The 16,969-nt window shown below is 65.8% G+C and carries 16 protein-coding genes; 13 read left to right on the top strand and 3 right to left on the bottom strand.

What is annotated here, in order from left to right:
- Positions 1–11: 11 nt before the first annotated feature.
- Together G6N56_RS07800 and G6N56_RS07795 are read right to left on the bottom strand one after the other, a co-directional pair.
- A complete protein-coding gene (locus tag G6N56_RS07800; protein ID WP_085254801.1) occupies positions 12–869 on the bottom strand; it encodes an SDR family NAD(P)-dependent oxidoreductase in 858 nt (285 codons plus the stop codon).
- A 628-nt stretch (positions 870–1,497) separates the two neighbouring features.
- Positions 1,498–2,295 carry an SDR family NAD(P)-dependent oxidoreductase gene (locus G6N56_RS07795; RefSeq protein ID WP_085254781.1) on the bottom strand — a complete coding sequence of 266 codons (798 nt, stop codon included), beginning with the start codon at positions 2,293–2,295 and terminating at the stop codon, positions 1,498–1,500.
- A gap of 115 nt (positions 2,296–2,410) precedes the next feature.
- Here G6N56_RS07795 and G6N56_RS28540 point away from each other — a divergent pair, with 115 nt between their 5' ends.
- The 13 genes from G6N56_RS28540 to G6N56_RS07725 all read left to right on the top strand — a co-directional run bounded on the left by G6N56_RS28540 (position 2,411) and on the right by G6N56_RS07725 (position 15,314).
- Complete coding sequence (locus tag G6N56_RS28540) at positions 2,411–2,671, top strand: hypothetical protein (RefSeq protein ID WP_085254780.1); 261 nt, start codon at positions 2,411–2,413, stop codon at positions 2,669–2,671.
- Positions 2,668–3,438, top strand: coding sequence for an enoyl-CoA hydratase/isomerase family protein (locus tag G6N56_RS07780; RefSeq protein ID WP_085254779.1), 771 nt, complete (start codon positions 2,668–2,670; stop codon positions 3,436–3,438). Before G6N56_RS28540 ends, G6N56_RS07780 begins: the two co-directional genes overlap by 4 nt.
- Positions 3,435–4,238: an enoyl-CoA hydratase/isomerase family protein gene (locus G6N56_RS07775; protein WP_085254778.1), complete on the top strand. Its 804-nt coding sequence runs from the start codon at positions 3,435–3,437 to the stop codon at positions 4,236–4,238. The genes G6N56_RS07780 and G6N56_RS07775 overlap by 4 nt, the downstream gene beginning before the upstream one ends.
- Complete coding sequence (locus G6N56_RS07770; RefSeq protein WP_085254777.1) at positions 4,235–5,023, top strand: enoyl-CoA hydratase/isomerase family protein; 789 nt, start codon at positions 4,235–4,237, stop codon at positions 5,021–5,023. The genes G6N56_RS07775 and G6N56_RS07770 overlap by 4 nt, the downstream gene beginning before the upstream one ends.
- Positions 5,020–6,288, top strand: a complete 1,269-nt coding sequence (locus tag G6N56_RS07765; protein ID WP_085254776.1) for an aromatic ring-hydroxylating oxygenase subunit alpha — start codon at positions 5,020–5,022, stop codon at positions 6,286–6,288. The genes G6N56_RS07770 and G6N56_RS07765 overlap by 4 nt, the downstream gene beginning before the upstream one ends.
- 7 nt (positions 6,289–6,295) lie before the next feature.
- Positions 6,296–6,832, top strand: coding sequence for an aromatic-ring-hydroxylating dioxygenase subunit beta (locus G6N56_RS07760; RefSeq protein ID WP_085254775.1), 537 nt, complete (start codon positions 6,296–6,298; stop codon positions 6,830–6,832).
- A gap of 11 nt (positions 6,833–6,843) precedes the next feature.
- A complete protein-coding gene (locus G6N56_RS07755) occupies positions 6,844–7,101 on the top strand; it encodes a hypothetical protein (protein ID WP_085254774.1) in 258 nt (85 codons plus the stop codon).
- Positions 7,098–8,306, top strand: coding sequence for an acetyl-CoA C-acetyltransferase (locus G6N56_RS07750; RefSeq protein ID WP_085254773.1), 1,209 nt, complete (start codon positions 7,098–7,100; stop codon positions 8,304–8,306). Before G6N56_RS07755 ends, G6N56_RS07750 begins: the two co-directional genes overlap by 4 nt.
- The gene (locus G6N56_RS07745) at positions 8,303–9,658 is read left to right on the top strand and encodes an OB-fold domain-containing protein (RefSeq protein WP_180150500.1); all 1,356 of its coding nucleotides are present in this window, start codon (positions 8,303–8,305) and stop codon (positions 9,656–9,658) included. Before G6N56_RS07750 ends, G6N56_RS07745 begins: the two co-directional genes overlap by 4 nt.
- Entirely contained in the window at positions 9,648–10,850 is a 1,203-nt protein-coding gene (locus tag G6N56_RS07740) for an acetyl-CoA acetyltransferase (RefSeq protein WP_085254772.1), read from the top strand. The genes G6N56_RS07745 and G6N56_RS07740 overlap by 11 nt, the downstream gene beginning before the upstream one ends.
- A gap of 125 nt (positions 10,851–10,975) precedes the next feature.
- A complete protein-coding gene (locus G6N56_RS07735) occupies positions 10,976–11,836 on the top strand; it encodes an SDR family oxidoreductase (RefSeq protein WP_085254771.1) in 861 nt (286 codons plus the stop codon).
- A 74-nt stretch (positions 11,837–11,910) separates the two neighbouring features.
- Positions 11,911–13,551, top strand: coding sequence for a class I adenylate-forming enzyme family protein (locus tag G6N56_RS07730; RefSeq protein WP_085254770.1), 1,641 nt, complete (start codon positions 11,911–11,913; stop codon positions 13,549–13,551).
- Positions 13,548–15,314, top strand: coding sequence for a class I adenylate-forming enzyme family protein (locus tag G6N56_RS07725; protein WP_085254769.1), 1,767 nt, complete (start codon positions 13,548–13,550; stop codon positions 15,312–15,314). Before G6N56_RS07730 ends, G6N56_RS07725 begins: the two co-directional genes overlap by 4 nt.
- Positions 15,315–15,480: 166 nt before the next feature.
- On the opposite strand, the gene G6N56_RS07720 is transcribed toward G6N56_RS07725, so the two are convergent.
- Positions 15,481–16,731, bottom strand: a complete 1,251-nt coding sequence (locus G6N56_RS07720) for a condensation domain-containing protein (protein WP_158090691.1) — start codon at positions 16,729–16,731, stop codon at positions 15,481–15,483.
- Positions 16,732–16,969 lie beyond the last annotated feature (238 nt).

Raw genomic sequence — 16,969 nt, 5'->3', positions numbered from 1 at the left:
CCGGTGTGGGGTCAGGGCAGGTTGATCCGGGACGCCAGGCCGACTGCGCGTGTGTAGGCCTGCGGGGCAAGGCGTTTGGTACTCCAGATGAGCCTGGAGTCGAGCTGCGGCATGCAGTAGAGCTCGCCTCGGTCGTGCGCGTCCAGGCACGCCCGGGCCACCCGCCCGGGCAAGATGCCGGTCCGGCGCATCAACCCCGCGGCCCGCTGCCGGGCCTCGTCGCTGATGCGGCCGGACTCCACGATGTTGGTCTTTACGAAGCTCGGGCACAGCACGGTCACCCTGACGCCGGTGCCGGACATTTCGGCGGCGAGTGTCTCGGAGAGCGAAAGGACGCCGGCCTTGCTGACGTTGTAGGCACCCATGCCGGGAAGCGCGCCGAACGCCGCCCCGGAGGCGACGTTGACGATGCCCCTCGGCGCGCGGGACGGGGTCGCCTCGCGGAGGATGGGGGCGAACACGTGGCAGCCGTGGATGGGGCCCCACAGATTGACGGCCAGGGTCCACCGCCAATCGTCCAGCGGCGCTTCCCCGATCACCGGGCCGCCGGCCGCGACACCGGCGTTGTTGACCACCAAAGTGGGTGGCGCGCCGAACCAGTCCTGCGACTGTTCGGCCAGCGCGCGCACGTCGTCGAAACGTGCGACGTCGCAACGGACCGCGGTGGCGTTGCCGCCCTGGGCGCCGATCGCGTCGGCGGTGCCTTGGGCGGTGGACTCGTCGATGTCGCTGCACACCACGGCGCCGCCGCGCCGGGCGAGTTCGACGGCGAACGCCGCGCCGATCCCGCTGCCGGCACCTGTCACGACCGCCGACGCGCCATGGCTGGTCTTCGGCTTGCGCAACAGGTGGTCCAGCGGCCCGAACATCATCGGCCTCGGACGCGGTCGGTCATGCGATGCAGTCAATCGCAAATGGTGACATTAGTCAATGGCAGTTTCGGCAATGCCGGTCGGGTAGCCCGTGCGCGCCCGCCTGCTTTTGGCGCGGCTAAGGGCTTGCGTGTAAAACCGGTGGCTTTGTCGCGTGAGCGGTCTGCTGTCGGCGGCAGGAGCGTTGATCGGCATCAGCCGGTTATCCATCAATGTGTCGCACGGGCGAGGGGCGGGACAGCTGAGGCAGGTATATGTGGGCCAGCGACCCGCCGGAGATGCACCGCGCGCGTGGACGAACCGGGATTCATGTCTCGGTCGGAACGCGGATGGCCGGCGCGACAAACTGTCGACGAGAACATCCTGCTACGTCGCGCCACCATCGCATCCGTGTTGAGAATTACAGGTGGCTCGGCGCGGCAGCCTGGCTGGACTGTGCAACGGACCTTCGGCCGACGGCGTGTAGCCGCCCGCTGGCGCGACACCGCTGGCGTGCTGAACCATCGAGCGTCCGATGCAGAAATTAGTTTATATTAAAAACCCACGGGGGCATTCTGAGGCGGCAACGCGTGCGTCGTGGCAGGGAGTGGCTGTGCCGCATGAAAGACGCGAACCCCCCGAGCGATCATGGCATCGTGTAGCCGCCACTGACCGAAATCATCTGGCCAGTGACCTGTCGGGCGCCCCGAGGCGACGAGAACCAGAGCACCGCGCGCGCCACATCTTCGGCTATCGTCAGGCGGCGCATCGGGGTGTCCTTCAACATGAAGTCAATTTGCTTCTGATTGAAGACGTTATCCTGCCCGACCGCCCACAGGCTGCCCTTGCCGATCGCGTCGGGACCGTCGGGCATCACCAGTCCCGGGCAGACGACGTTGGATCGGATGCCGTGTCGACCGTGCTCACGCGCAGTCGTACGGGCAAGCGCGACCACGGCCGCCTTCGATGCACCGTAAACGCTCTGCCGTATCTGGCCGAACGCGGCGTCGCTCGCAATCCAAACGATCGATCCGACCCCCGCTTCTTTCATCGGCCCGATTGCCGCCTGCGTCGCAGCCAGCGAACTGAACAGGTTGACCTCGATGATGCGCTGCCACTTATTGCGATCAGTGTCGGTGGCGATGAACCCGGGTACTGTCCAGCCGCAGTTGTTGACCAACACATCGATGCCGCCCCAGGTGTCGACGGCACGTCCGATCGTTGATTCGGCGACATCGGAGAGGCTCAGGTCGCCGATCACCACTTCGACCGCGGACGCGCCACGCTCGAGCGCCTCCGCACGGACCTTCTCTGCCTGCGGCTCGTCAATATCGTTCAACACGATTCGCGCACCCTCCGTCGCAAACTCGTGAACGATCGCGCGACCGATGTTGGAAGCCCCACCAGTCACCACCACCCTCGCATCAGCCAGTCCCAAATCCACGACGATCCTTTCCGGCCGCAGCCTGGTTGAAGCGAGCCGACCCATTGGTTTAACCTAGATTAGAAATTCAGAGTAGATTTGTCCATGACCTGACGTAGATGGGAGTCAGTCGACGATGGCGATGTCACTGCTGGCGGACAAGGTCGCGGTGGTGACTGGGGCTGCGCGGGGGATCGGTCGCGAGAACGCGCGCGTGCCGCACAGCCACCTGGCTCAGGTGGTGCTGCGCGACCTTGACTGCGACGCCCGGGTGGTGTCGATGAAGCGCGTCGTCGAACCCGGGGAGATCGCCGGCGCGGTTGTGTTCCCGGCGTCTGAGCTCTCGGGCCGCGTCACCGGCGCTGCCCTCGAAGTGGGCGACGGGCGGTACATGTGAGCGAGGTCCTCTGCACAGTCGACGGCAGCATCGGTCGGCTTACCTTGAACCGCCCGGAGCGGATGAATGCGATCACCGTCGCGTTGGCCGGCCAACTCGAGGCCCGGCTGCGCGCCCTCGGAGAGCATCGGGACGTGCATGCGATCGTGATCAGGGGTGCAGGCGGGAACTTCTGCGCCGGAGGCGATTTCGAGGAAGTCGAACGCCTTCGCGCCGAGGGCAAGCCGGCGTTGCGCACGTTGTTCAGCTCATTCCACGCCGCGTGCCAAATGGTCAGTCGGCTGGATATCCCCGTCATCGCGGTAGTCGAGGGAGTGGCGATGGCCGGGGGATTCGAGTTGATGCTGGCCGCCGATATCGTGCTCGTCCGTGAGGACGCGCGGATCGCGGACAACCACATCAACTTCGGCATGATCCCCGGCGGTGGCAGCACCGTCCGGCTGCCCCGGATCGTCGGCCGGCAAGCAGCGATGGCACTGCTGCTCTCGGGTGATCGGATATCCGGCGCCGATGCCGTCGCGCGCGGGCTGGCTTACCGGTCGTTCGCCGCGGCCGATTTCGAACCCGGGGTCGAAACGTTCATGGCTCGGCTCGCCGGACGTGACCGCGGGGCCATCACCGGGATCAAGCGGCTCGTTTGCGATGGTCTGAACCAGCCGATCGAACCAGCCCTGAGCGACGAAACCGACGCCGTCGTCCAGCGAATCTGCGGGCAGGCCGGCAACGATGGAGTGTCGGCGTTCAAGAACAGAGAGGTGCACACGTGACCACCACGCTGCACGCGCCGGTGTTGCGTGATGTCGACTCCGACGGCATTGCACGCATTCGGCTCAACCGCCCCCAGTCCTCAAACGGCCTCAACGTCGAAACTCTCAAGGCGCTGCACGAGGCGGTGCTGGCTTGCCATGCCGACCCCGCGGTCAAAGTTGTTCTGCTGTCGGGGGAAGGCCGCAATTTCTGTGCCGGAGGAGACGTTCGCACCTTCGAATCCAAAGGCGCGGCGCTGCCCGATTACCTTCGCGAAGCGACGGCGTGGCTGCAGCTGGCTACCGCAGCCCTCATCCAACTGAAAGCTCCGGTCATCGCAGCGGTGCAAGGTTTCGCCGCCGGCGGGGGCGGCCTGGGACTGGTGTGCGCGTCAGACATCGTCATCGCCGCGCGCTCGGCGAAGTTCTTCTCCGGCGCGGTCCGCGTCGGGATGGCGCCCGACGGGGGTTCATCGGTGACGCTGACGCAGTTGGTCGGGCTGCGCCAGGCTCTCCGAATCCTGTTGACCAACCCGACGCTCACCGCCGAGGAGGCCGCCGCGATCGGGTTGATCACGGACGTCGTCGACGACGACGCGCTGACGGAGCAGGCCGAGCGGGCCGCCCGTCAGCTGGCGGCGATGCCGTCGTTGGCCTTGTCGGCCACCAAGCGGCTGGTGTGGTCCGGTCTGGGCGCCCCCGTCGAGGCGCGGCTGGCCGAAGAGGCCCGGATCGTCTCCGAACTGTCGGGGACGGCCGACGCCCTGGAAGGGTTGCGTGCGGTCATCGAACGCCGCGCCCCAAGGTTCACCGGCCAATGACGAGTGTGCTGACCGGCGACGACGGCGCGGTTCGCACGGTGACGTTGAACCGGCCCGAGGTGCGCAACGCCATTGACATCCCCCTGCGCCTCGAGCTCGCCAAGGCGCTGGAGACGGCTGACGCCGATGAATCGGTACGCGCCATCGTCCTTACCGGCAGCGGGACCGTGTTCTGCGCGGGCGGCGACATCTCCACCATGCGGCGCATGGCGCCCGAGGAAGCCGAGCAACGCGCCCACCTTGCCCAGCACGTCGTCCGGTGCATCTGGACCACCGCCAAGCCCGTGGTGGCCGCGGTCGAGGGGGCGGCCTTTGGCGCCGGCGCCGCGCTCGCCCTCGCCTGCGACCGGGTGGTCGCGGCCCGGAACGCCCGCTTCGCCACCACCTTCACCAGTGTCGGGTTAGCCGGTGACATGGGAACTTTCGTGTCGCTGCCGCGGCGCGTGGGGATGGCCCGAGCTCGACAGATGCTGCTGATGCCCGAGGCGGTCGCCGGTGAGAAGGCAGCAGCATGGGGTCTGGTCGATGCGCTCACCGAGCCGGGCAGGGCGCTCGAGGTGGCGTGGGCCGATGCGGCGCGGTTGGCCACCGGGCCCGCGGAAGCGTTCGGGGTCATCAAGAAACTCCTGGCCGTCGCTCCGACGCTGCATCCGCTTGACACACTCGACGAGGAGGCGCGGCACCAGGCCAGGCTGTTCGGTACCGACGACTTCGTAGAAGGCGTTGCCGCCTTCCACGAGAAGCGCCGGCCCTCATTCGGTCAGCGACAAGGAGTTCGCCAATGACATCGGTCAGCCAACCCGAGGCGTCGACCGGCGCGCGCTACGAGCAGCTGATCCGTCCCGACAAGGTGCACAGCTCGCTCTACACCGACCCGTCGATCTTCGCTGAAGAGTTGCACAAAATCTGGTATCGCACTTGGGTATTCGTGGGTCACGAAAGCGAAGTCAGTCAGCCCAATGACTACGTGCGGAAAAAGCTCGGGCCGCAAGACGTCATCATGACCCGGGACCGCGACGGCCAGATCCATCTGCTCCTCAACCGGTGCTCACACCGCGGAAACCAGGTCTGTGACGACGCCAGAGGCAACTCGAGCACCTTCCGGTGCCCCTACCACGGGTGGACCTTTCGCAACACTGGAGAACTAGTCGGGTTCCCTTTCTTCAAGGGATACGGTGGGCGCAAACTCGACCTGCCCATGGGGCGGGTGCCCCGCGTGGACTCCTACGGCGGTTTTGTGTTCGGCAGCTTCGCCGCAGACGGCCCCTGCCTGCTCGAGCACCTCGGGGCCGCCGCCGGCGAGATCGACCGCTTGACCCGGCTGTCACCATTGGGACGCGTTGAGCTGACCGCGGGCTGGCTGCAGCACCTCACCCGCGCAAACTGGAAACTGCTCGCCGAGAATGAAACCGACGGTTACCACCCGCAGTTCGTGCACGGCTCTATCTTCGGGGTCACCGGTTCCACGATCGCTCCTCTCTACAGCGACTCCTCGGCGGCCGTTACCCGGGATCTGGGCGGCGGGCACAGCGAAAACGACCTGCGCCCGGAGTTTCGCAAGTTCGCCGAACCGATGCGATGGTTCGGCACCACGGAATCGCGAGTCCCCGAATATGTGTCGGCGATGCGCCGATTGCACGGCGCCGCCGCTGAGCAGATCCTGATCGAGGGCGGCCCGCACGTGATGATCTTCCCGAATCTGTTCATCGCCGAAATCCAGGTCTTCAACATCCAGCCGGTTGCCGTCGATGAGTGTGTCCAGTACTCCACCGCGGTCCAACTTGCCGGCGCGCACGAACTCAATCGCAGAATGGTGTCCCAATGCATCGGGTCGGTGGGTCCCGCCGGCATGTTGCTGGCCGATGACACCGAAATGTATGAACGCAACCAACAGGGCCTTGCGGCCCTCTCTCCCGAGTGGTTGGACGTCCGCCGCGGCTTGAACCGTGAAACCGTCGACGACGCGGGGTTCACGATCGGCGCGGCCACCGATGAGACCGGGATGCGCGCATTTTGGTCTCACTACCAGGCTTTGATGAGTAAGGACTGACACCGCCATGACCGCGTCAACGACGAGTCCCGCTACCGAGCTCGGTCCGATCCCCGCGGGTTTCGACCGATTCGAGATCGAGCAGTTCCTCTACCGCGAAGCCCGGTACGCCGACGAAAGCGACTACGACAGCTGGGAGGCGCTGTGGACCGATGATGCCCTGTACTGGGTGCCCGCGGCGCCGAACACCACGGATCCGGCGGGCCAGATGTCCATCATTTTCGACAACCGCAGCCGCATCTCCACACGGCTCAAACAAGTCCGCACCGGCAGGCGCTACGCCCAGGCGCCGCCATCGCATCTGCGCCACCTGCTGTCCAACATCGAATGGCTTGGGGGACGGTCGAATCCCGAGGGCGGTGTCGATCTGGAAGTCGCGGCCAACTTCCTGGTGCTGGAAGCGCGCGCGCGGGGGACCCACCTGTGGGGCGGACGCGCCACCTACCGGATCCGTCGGGTGGGCGATGGCATGCGGCTGGCCTTCAAGAAGGTGGTGCTCGTCGACAACGACAAGCCCGTTCCCACCCTGGGCTTTCTGATTTAGGAGGAGCGGTCATGGGCATCGAGTTCGACGCCTCCGCGCCGGTCACCGTGCCTGGCGCGGGGCCGGTGATCGGCAGCGAATTCGCCGATGTGGCAGTCAGTGTCGACGATCGCGGCAACTCGCCACGGTTGCGGTTAGAAGATCTGCGTACCGGACGGGTGCGCTACCTGGACGCCCTGGAACTCGAGGCGATCGTGTGGCTGCCCCCCGAACGCCTCGAGAAGCTGCTGGATCCGTCGGCTGACCGGTGGCGAGGCGAGGCGACATGAGGCGCGCCGCGATCGTCGCTCCGCTGCGCACAGCGGTGGGAACTTTCGGTGGCAGTCTTCGCCCGATGCGCGCCGAGGACCTGGCCGCCCATGTCATCAGAGCCGTTGTAGCGCAGAGTGCTATCGACCCAGAACTGATCGAGGACGTGGTGTTCGCTCAGTCCTACGCCAATTCCGAGGCGCCGTGCATCGGGCGGTGGGCGGCTCTGCACGCCGGCTTGCCGGTCAGCACGCCGGGCCTGCAGATCGACCGCCGCTGCGGTGGGGGACTGCAAGCCGTGATCACCGCCGCGATGACGGTGCAGACTGGCGCGGCCGACGTGGTGCTCGCCGGCGGCGTCGAGTCCATGAGCAACATCGAGCACTACACCACCACGACGCGATGGGGCGCGCGGTCGGGAAACCAAATCCTCTACGATCGGCTCGACCGCGGACGCGAGCTCTCCCAGCCGGTATGGCGTTTCGGACCCATCAGCGGAATGATCGAAACCGCGGAGAACCTGGCCGTTGACCACGGCATCGAGCGCGCATCAGCTGACGCGTTCGCCGCGCGCAGTCATCAGCGTGCAGCCGCCGCGCAGCGGTCCGGGATGTTCCACGGCGAGATCGTCGCCGTGGAGGTCCCACAAAGCCGGGGCCAGCCCATCGTGGTGGACCGTGACGAGGGGATCCGGCCCGAGTCCACGGTCGAAACCCTGGCGCGGCTGCGCCCCATCATCCCTGACGGCACCGTCACGGCCGGCAACTCCAGTCAGCAAAACGATGCCGCCGCAGCCTGTCTGGTCGTCGGCGAAGACCACCTCGACGCGCTTGGGCTGGAGCCAATTGGTTTCCTGGAAAGCTGGGCGGCGGTTGGCTGCGAGCCCTCCCGCATGGGCATCGGTCCGGTGGGCGCGGTCGAAAAGCTGCTCAAAAGGACCAACGTGGGTCTCGACGATCTCGATCTCATCGAGATCAACGAGGCATTCGCCGTGGAGGTGTTGGCGGTGCTCTCGGGCTGGGGAGTCAAGCTCGACGACGTGGACGACCGGCTCAACGTCAACGGATCGGGTATTTCGCTGGGCCATCCGATCGGCGCCACCGGAGTACGGGTTCTCACCACGATGTTGCACGAACTTCGCCGCCGCCGCGGCGGCCTTGCGTTGGAGACGATGTGCATTGGGGGCGGGCAGGGGCTGGCCGCGCTATTCAGGGGGGTTGCGTGAACACCGGCCTCTTGGGCTACGCCAGCTACCTGCCGCGCCACCGACTGTGCGGCCAGGACATCGGGATGCGCGGCGGGGACCGGGTAATCGCTTCGTACGACGAGGATTCGACCACCATGGCTGTGGCCGCCGCCAGCCATCTGGTGACATCCACCGTTGCGCCCGCGGCGTTGTACTTTGCCACCAGCTCGCCGGCCTACGCCGACAAAACCAACGCCACGGCCCTCCACGCAGCGCTCGGGCTGCCCCCTGACGTGCTGGCTGCCGACATGTGCGGGACGGGGCGCAGCGCGTTCGCTGCCATGGCTGCTGCGGCGAACGGCGGGGGACTGGTGGTCGCCGCTGATGTGCGGGTCGGCAAACCCGGTTCGGCCGACGAGAAGTTGGGCGGCGATGGGGCCGCGGCCCTGCTGTTCGGTGCGGGAGACGTGATCGCCGAGCACCTCGCGTCACGGTCGGTCACCGAAGAGTTCCTCGACCGATGGCGCGACCCCACCGCGATCACCGGCCAGCAGTGGGAGGAGCGGTTCGGTGGCCAGCGGTATGCGGCCCTCATCCGCAGCGCCGCCCGCGGCGCGCTCGACGCCGCGGGGATCGCCGACCCCGACCATGTCGTGTTGGCCTGTCCCAACAGCGGAGTCGTCAAGCGCGCGCACACACTGGTGAAAGGACAGAAGACGGTCAGCACCTCCGCGGCAGGGTTCAGTGGGGCCGCCGACGCACTGATCGCGTTGTGCGGCGCGCTCGACATCGCCCAACCGGGCGAAACGGTGCTGGTGCTCTCGGCCACCGACGGCTGCGATGCCATGGTGCTACGCACCACCGCGCAGCTGTCCGGTGCTCGTCAGCCCCGCCCACTCAGCGACCAGCGTGCCGAGGGCGCTGTCGTTGAACACCTGAGGTATCTGTCTTGGCGGGGGCTGGTCGCCGTTGAGCCGCCCCGGCGGCCCGAACCCGATCGCTCCGCGGCACCGCCCGCCTCACGGGCCGCGCGATGGAAATTCGGTCTTACCGGATCACGCTGCCGCCATTGTGGTTTTACTCACCTACCCTCGGTAAGGGTCTGCCGGTCCTGCGGGGCGACCGACGAGATGGATCCGGCGCCAGCCTCTCGGCTGAGCGGCACGGTGGTCACCTACACCGTGGATCGTCTCGCGTTTTCCCCTTCGCCGCCAATGGTTCAGGCGGTGATCGATGTCGACGGCGGCGGACGCTGCACCCTCGAGGTCGCCGACGCCCGGCCCGACCAGCTGCGAGTCGGTGCCCGAGTGCGTTTCAGCTTCCGCCGGTTATTCACCGCCGGCGCTGTGCACGACTACTTCTGGAAGGCGATCCAAGACGATGCCGAGTAAGGGCATAACCGGCAAGGTGGCGGTCGTAGCGATGGGGTGCAGCCGGTTCGGCGAGCGATGGGAAGCCTCAACCGACGACCTGATCCTGGAGGCGTATCGCGAGTGTCTTGACACACCCGCGGGTATCCGCGCCGACGACATTGACGCCTACTGGTTGGGGACACTGAGTTCGGGGCTGGGCGGGCTGACCCTGAGCCGGGCCATCGGCAGCGATGACAAACCGGTGACCCGGGTGGAAAACTTCTGCGCGACCGGTTCCGAAGCATTCCGCAACGCCTGCTACGCCGTGGCGGCCGGAGCCTATGACGTCGCCATGGCCGTCGGCGTCGAAAAGCTCAAAGATTCCGGCTATTCGGGATTGCTGCGCCAAGACCCGCCCGGCGACGGTACTGCCCCGGAGTTGTCGATGACCGCTCCGGCGGCCTTTTCCATGCTCGATCCAGCCTACTGCGCGCGCCACGGCGTGCATGCTGACGAAATGCGCGCCGCGATGACCCATGTCGCGTGGAAGAATCACGACAACGGAGCCCGAAATGCCAAGGCGCAGTTCCGTTCCCCCGTCAGCCGGGAAACCATTGACAATGCGCCCAAGGTGGCCGGACGGCTCGGTGTGTTCGACTGTTCGGGTGTCTCCGACGGGGCCGCGTGCGCGCTGATCGTTCCCGCCGCGCGCGCTTTGGACTACACCGCCGCGCCGATGTATGTCGAAGCGCTGTCGCTGGTCGCCGGGTCCGCCCGGGCTGCAATGGATTCCCGGTACGACTTCACTACCTTCCCCGAGGTCGTCAAGTCCGCCAAAGACGCCTACGCCCAGGCGGGCATAGACCGACCCGCAGCACAGCTCTCGCTGGCCGAAGTGCATGACTGTTTCACCCCCACCGAGATCGTACTCATGGAAGACTTGGGCTTCTGTGATGTCGGCCACGCGTGGAAGCACGTGCTGGACGGTGACTTCGACGCCGACGGTCGGCTCCTGGTTAATCCGGATGGTGGCCTGAAGTCGTTCGGCCATCCCGTCGGAGCGAGTGGCCTGCGGATGCTCTATGAAGCATGGCTGCAGTTCCGCGGGGAGGCCGGCGAACGGCAGCTGTCCGACCCGCACACCGCGCTCACCCACAATCTGGGTGGACGGCCCGGCGGCTGTGTGTCGTTTGTGTCGATCGTGTCCCGTACACCGCGCACAAGAATCTAACTAGCCATACCCAAGGCGTCTCCGACGCAAAAGAGTTTGCGCAACACAGTATACCGTGCTCACGTATTTGACTGAGTCTGATTTTTTAAGATAAATTTGGTAACAACCTTCTGGAGGGGGTCGAGGTGTCTGGAGTCCAGGACAGGGTTGTGATCGTCACTGGTGCGGGCGGAGGCTTGGGCCGCGCTTATGCGCGATTCCTGGCGGCCAACGGAGCGCTGGTGGTGGTGAACGACCTCGGCGGTGCCCGCGACGGCTCGGGCGCGGGAACGTCGATGGCCGACGAGGTCGTCGAGGAGATCCGAGCCGCGGGTGGTCGAGCGGTGGCCAACTACGATTCGGTGGCCGACCCCGACGGTGCCGCAGCCGTCGTCAACACCGCGTTGTCGGAGTTCGGCGCCGTGCACGCGGTCATCAGCAACGCCGGAATCCTGCGCGACGGCGCCTTCCACAAGATGACCGACGACAACTGGGATGCGGTGCTCAAAGTGCATCTCTACGGGGGCTATCACGTGGTCCGAGCGGCCTGGCCGCACATGCGGGAGCAGAAACACGGACGCGTCGTGGTGGCGACCTCAACCAGCGGCCTGTACGGCAACTTCGGGCAGTCCAATTACGGGGCCGCGAAGGCGGGTTTGGTGGGGCTGACCAACACCCTTGCCATCGAAGGCGCCAAATACGGAATCACCGCCAATGCCGTCGCACCGCTCGCGGCCACCAGGATGACGGCCGACATCGCGCCCCGGGAGATGCTGGACAAGCTCGACCCAGAGCTCGTCGCGCCCGCGGTCGGCTACCTGGTCTCCGACGAGAACCACGACAGCGGATCGGTTTTCGTAGTCGGCGGCGGTTTGGTTCAGCGCGTCGCCATCTTCCAGAACGACGGCGTCACCTTCACTGCACCTCCCGACCTGTCGGAGATCACCGCCCGGTGGAGCGAGATCAGCGATATGTCCGCCGCCAAACTCGGCGCCAACCCGGTTTAAGCGGGCGGGCACATGCTCACGCCGTTCGGCGAGTATTCGACGGGACCGGGCGACGGCGCAGGCGCGGACCGCCGATGACCACGTCCCCGGCGGGGTGTGCCACACGCCAACTGGCCGAGGCCTTCTGGGCCGCAGACCGCAGCGTGCCTCTAGTCGATGACACCGTGGGAGGGCTGCTGGCCGCGCGTGCTGCCGAGCATCCCGGGCGCAAGGCGCTCGTCGCGGCGAGCCATGATGGCGGCGATAGCGTGCAGTTGAGCTATGCCGAGTTGTTCGAGGAGGCCCGCCGCGTAGCGGGCGCGCTGGCTGCGCTCGCAGACCCCGGCGATTTCGTGGCGCTCTGGGCGCCCAACGTGGTGGAGTGGACGCTCATTCAATACGGGGCGGCCCTGGCCGGTGTGGTGCTGGTAGCGCTGAACCCGCTGCTGCGGGAAAGCGAACTGGACTACGCATTACGGCATTGTCGGGCCAGCGTGCTGCTGCACGCCGACGTCAGCCGCGACTACCGGATGGTCGATGTCGCGGAGCGGGTATGCCGCGACATTGCCGGACTGCGACGTGTTTCGCTGTCGGACACTGCCGCGTGGAAGTCCACCGGCGTTGACCCTCATATTTTTTCACGCGCACCGGTCGATCCGGACACTCCTGTCATGTTGCAGTACACGTCCGGGACCACCGGTCTACCCAAAGGCGTGTTGCTGACCCACCGCGCACTGGTGAACGTCGCCAAGCTCACGATGGAAGCGACCCGGGTCCCGAAGGCCGCGGTCTGCATGAACCCGCTTCCTCTTTTCCACACCGCCGGATGTGTGATCGCCACCCTAGGGCCGTTATGGGTAGGCGGTACGGCCGTGGTGTGCGGGCGGTTTACCCCCGGCTCTGCGCTCAGCGCCCTTCGCGCGCATGGGGCCACAGTGCTGTTCTATGTGCCAACCCTGCTTCGCGCCCTGCTGGAACACCAGCGTGCCAGCAACGAGCCGGCGCCCGCGTTGCGCATCATCATGGGCGGCGCTGCCGATGTATCCGCCGAGCTGATCGATGGCGCCGCAGCGGTGTTCGGTGCCAACGTCTACAACCTTTACGGCCAAACGGAACTCGCGCCGGTGCTCACCTTGACCCGGCCATCCGACAGCCACGCCGACCGCCTCTGTACCGTCGGACGTCCACTGCCGCAGGTGGACTGCAAGGTCATCGATCCCTGCGAGGGTCACGTCGTGCCGGTCGGACAAACGGGCGAAATCTGCGCGCGCGGATACCAACAATTCGTCGAGTATCTGCACGACCCCGAGGGCACGGCACGGGCGCTCGACGCCGACGGGTTTTTGCGAACCGGGGATCTCGGGACCATGGACGATCGTGGATTCATCACCGTCACCGGCAGGTTGAAAGAACTCATCATCCGCGGCGGCGAGAACCTCTCGCCGGCGGAGATTGAGCGCGTCGTGACTCAATTCGACTGCGTCGAGGAGTCCGTCGCGGTCGGGCTGCCCGACGACCGACTCGGTGAAATCGTATGCGTCGTCTGCCGGGGGGCGGGCCTCCGTCGCAGCGCGCTGAAAGATGATCTGATCGCCCACTGTCGCGCACGCATGGCCGCTTACAAGGTGCCAGTGCGGTGGTTTCTCGCCGATCAGTTCCCGGTGACGGCGACCGGCAAAGTCCGCCGTTTCGCGCTGCGCGAGGCCATCCTGCGTAACGAGTTGGACGAGCTATGAGGCGGGAGCCGGACGTTGCCGCACGTCGTAGGGCCCTGCGTGACCGATTCCCGGTGTGGCATGTCCGCAGCATGGCCGAGTGGCTGGATCGCTGCGCTGCCGATTTCGGCTCCCGTCCGTTCGTGTTGTCCGATACGGCGACCCTGACCTACCGGGAAGTGGCGGAGCATTCGCATCGGCTGGCTGCGGGACTGAGCGAACTGGGGGTCCGTCCCGGCGACCGGGTCGGCATGCTGATGGCCAATTACCCCGAGTTCGTCACCCTGAAATTCGCCATCGCGCGCCTCGGCGCGGTCGCGGTCCCGTTCAATTATCTGTATCGCCGCGACGAACTGGCCTTCGTCCTTGCCGATTCGGGGTGCCGAGTCCTGGTGTCGATGACCAGTTTCGCCGCCTTGAACTATCAATCCATGCTCGACGACATCGTTCCAGGATGGGACACCCCTGGTTTCGCCGAACGGCGGCCGAACGCGGACCCAGTGCCCACCCTGCGCCGTGTCGTGCTGGTGGAAACCGAAGAGCCGATACGCCTTGGCGTCATGTCGGTCGCGGAGCTGGCCCGGCTGGGCCAATACAGCCGGCACCGATCAACAAGTCTCGAGGTCGACCCGTCGGGTCCCGGAGACATGCTGTACACCTCCGGAACCACCGGTTCGCCCAAGGGGGTCGTGATCTCCCACGACGGCGTACTTCGCACCGCCTACGCCTCGGCGCTGACCCGCGCGTATGAAGACGGGCGGCGGGTCTTGTTCGCTCTGCCCTGTTACCACATGTTCGGCTACGTGGAGGGGTTGTTGTCGGTGATGTTCGTCGGTGGGGCGGTGGTCATGCAGCCGCGCTTCACCGCCGAAGGATACTTTCGCGGCATCGAACAGTATCGGGCCACCGATATGCTCTGCGTGCCCACAATGGCCGTCGCGATGGTCGAGAGTCCGGTACGTGCCGACTACGACCTGAGTTCGCTCAGAGCCCTCTTGTGCGGATCCGCCGCGGCGCCAATCTGGTTGTGGCAGCAGATCGTACGTGATTTCGGTGTCGACGAGATCGTCACCGGCTACGGCATGACGGAGTGTGGGGGAGCCATGACGCTGACCCTGCCCGAGGATCCGCTATCGCTGACAGCCGAAACAGTCGGGCGACCTAAGCTCGCGGGCGCGGCCGGGATATCCGGCAGCGACGCCTTGGTGGCCTATCGCGCAGTGGACCCGGACACCGGTGAGGACGTCCCCGTCGGTGCTGAGGGCGAATTGGTGTCTGCCGGGCCGGCCACGATGATCGGCTATTGGAACCGGCCGACCGACACCGCCAACGCGATGCGCGACGGCTGGTTGCACTCGGGGGATCTGGGCCGTGTTCGTGCCGACGGCTACCTGCAGGTGACGGGCCGCAGCAAAGAGCTCTACAAGAGCGGTGGAGAGCTCGTCATGCCCAAGGAGATCGAGGATCTGTTGGCCGGCCACGAGGACATCAGCCAAGCCTTCGCCATCGGCCTGACCGATGAACGGTGGGGTGAAATTGGCTGCGTGGTGGTCGTTCCAACACCCGGGGCAAGTATCACCGAAGACGACGTACTCACCATGTGCCGAGACAAGGTGGCGCGGTTCAAGGTTCCCAAGAAAGTTGTGCTCTACCGGCCCGAAGACCTGCCGCTCACCCCCACCGGCAAGGTCCAGAAGTTCCGGCTCGCCGAGCAGCTTCGGGCGCAACAACTCCGTCCAAGAGGTCAGGCCGGCGCCAACGGGGCACCGTGCACGGACTCGTGACAAGTCGCTACCGGTTCAGACAGAGGTGCGGCGGCGGCGGCGCGATGCTCGGCATCATCCGGGCAGCCCGGCTACCGACACGGACGGCCACCCGAATTCCTTGCCTCCGGTGAAACATGTGAAGGGGCGCTGGATGGACCGATCATGGGAAAGCATCCGTCAAGCTTTATGACCCGATGCCGAGCAACATTTCGCGGACGCGCTCGAGGAAGCCGGCCGTGGGGGAGTGTCCGCATGTGACCATACGCAGTTGGCCTCCGTAGGTCACGATGCCTGTCACGTACTCGCGTTCGACTTGCGTGAGCACCATTGGCCCCCAGACGGCCCGTGGCCGAACCGGTCCAATGCGAGGGAAATCTTGTACACCAAGGTTGGTAATCGCCAGTTCAAACGGTAAAACAGTGCGAAAGAAGTGCTCTGCCGCGTCGCAATCAGCGTCAATGGGCAACAATTGCTCGGCTATCGCCGACCCAGCCGCCAAGCCAGCGGCCGACCTGGCGGCGTTCAGCTGGTTGCTGACCTGGCGAGCTTGACTCCAAAAAGGAGTTCCGTCGCCCGGTGTCATGCCGGTGAGGGCACCTCCGATGCATACGCAGCTACCGGCACGCTGACCGAGGAAATCCCTGACGTTTATCGGGCTGTACGTGCGAACGAATTCCTCGGCGGATTCCGCGCTGCGCACGACGGAGGCGGCAACCACAATCGCCGCATGTACGGTTGTTCCTTCTGCACGGCAGCGCGCAATCAGACGCTCAGTCTCGGCGCGGCTCATCTGAACCCTGTGCAGGTGCTGCGGGGTAGCGTCAAACGGTCGAAACGAGGTCGGCGCAGCAATGCGCGGATCACCGGCCTCCAGCGACACAGTTCCCTGAGGAGGGCCGAGCCTACGACTGACCAAGTCCTCCACCGATATCGGCAATTCCAGTGGTGCCAACGCTTGGCCGTTCAACGCGACCAACAAATCGTTGAGCACCAACAACGCCGAAATGCCGTCGGCGATGACGTGGTCGAATGTCAGCAGGAGGGTCGACTGTTCGCCCTTGGTGAGAAGTGCCGCCCGCACGAACGGAGCAGCCGAGCGATCGAGGGGCCGGGTCAGTTCGTCGGCAGCGATCACCTGCCAGTCTTCGGTGAGGTCAAGGTGACACGTAAGTGTGATCGGTGCCACCGTGTCGTTGCGGTAGAACCCCAGGCGCAATTCTGGATCGTCTTCGACGTGAGCTGACAACAATGTGTGGCGGCGCTGCACGGCGTCGAGGGCGTCACGGACTCGCCGCGCATCCAAATTTAAGTCAAATTCGGCGGCCAGCACGAAGTGCCCTGGATTGCGCTGAGCGTAACGCCAGAAAAAGCGCTCCTGTGAGCCGAGCCCACGAAGATAGGTATTAGGTTTTGCCGCAGTCATTTCTCGTGTCACGCTCTTGGGTCCCCCTTGAGTCCGCATCGATGACAGCCCCCGCGCTGCTCGTGCACCAACCACGAGGCTGGTGCTCCGTCATCACCAGTTTCACCCGATGCTGGAGGCGACAGTTGTCCATGCGCGCAGTCAGTTTGGCGGCACGTGCACCGGACCGGTCGGTGTGCACAGGCGCGAGCCGTGCCCGACGTTCACGCCGGCTCGCTACGTGGTTCAAAGAGCGGCTTGACGCGATGCT

The organism is Mycobacterium saskatchewanense (assembly GCF_010729105.1).
Lineage (GTDB): Bacteria > Actinomycetota > Actinomycetes > Mycobacteriales > Mycobacteriaceae > Mycobacterium > Mycobacterium saskatchewanense.
This window is presented reverse-complemented; position numbering and strand designations above follow the sequence as displayed.

Coding starts and splice junctions, on each gene's coding strand:
- G6N56_RS07800 (WP_085254801.1), bottom strand. CDS start 869: ATGTTCGGGCCGCTGGACCACCTGTTGCGCAAGCCGAAGACCAGCCAT.
- G6N56_RS28540 (WP_085254780.1), top strand. CDS start 2,411: ATGGCGATGTCACTGCTGGCGGACAAGGTCGCGGTGGTGACTGGGGCT.
- G6N56_RS07770 (WP_085254777.1), top strand. CDS start 4,235: ATGACGAGTGTGCTGACCGGCGACGACGGCGCGGTTCGCACGGTGACG.
- G6N56_RS07765 (WP_085254776.1), top strand. CDS start 5,020: ATGACATCGGTCAGCCAACCCGAGGCGTCGACCGGCGCGCGCTACGAG.
- G6N56_RS07760 (WP_085254775.1), top strand. CDS start 6,296: ATGACCGCGTCAACGACGAGTCCCGCTACCGAGCTCGGTCCGATCCCC.
- G6N56_RS07755 (WP_085254774.1), top strand. CDS start 6,844: ATGGGCATCGAGTTCGACGCCTCCGCGCCGGTCACCGTGCCTGGCGCG.
- G6N56_RS07750 (WP_085254773.1), top strand. CDS start 7,098: ATGAGGCGCGCCGCGATCGTCGCTCCGCTGCGCACAGCGGTGGGAACT.
- G6N56_RS07740 (WP_085254772.1), top strand. CDS start 9,648: ATGCCGAGTAAGGGCATAACCGGCAAGGTGGCGGTCGTAGCGATGGGG.
- G6N56_RS07730 (WP_085254770.1), top strand. CDS start 11,911: ATGACCACGTCCCCGGCGGGGTGTGCCACACGCCAACTGGCCGAGGCC.
- G6N56_RS07725 (WP_085254769.1), top strand. CDS start 13,548: ATGAGGCGGGAGCCGGACGTTGCCGCACGTCGTAGGGCCCTGCGTGAC.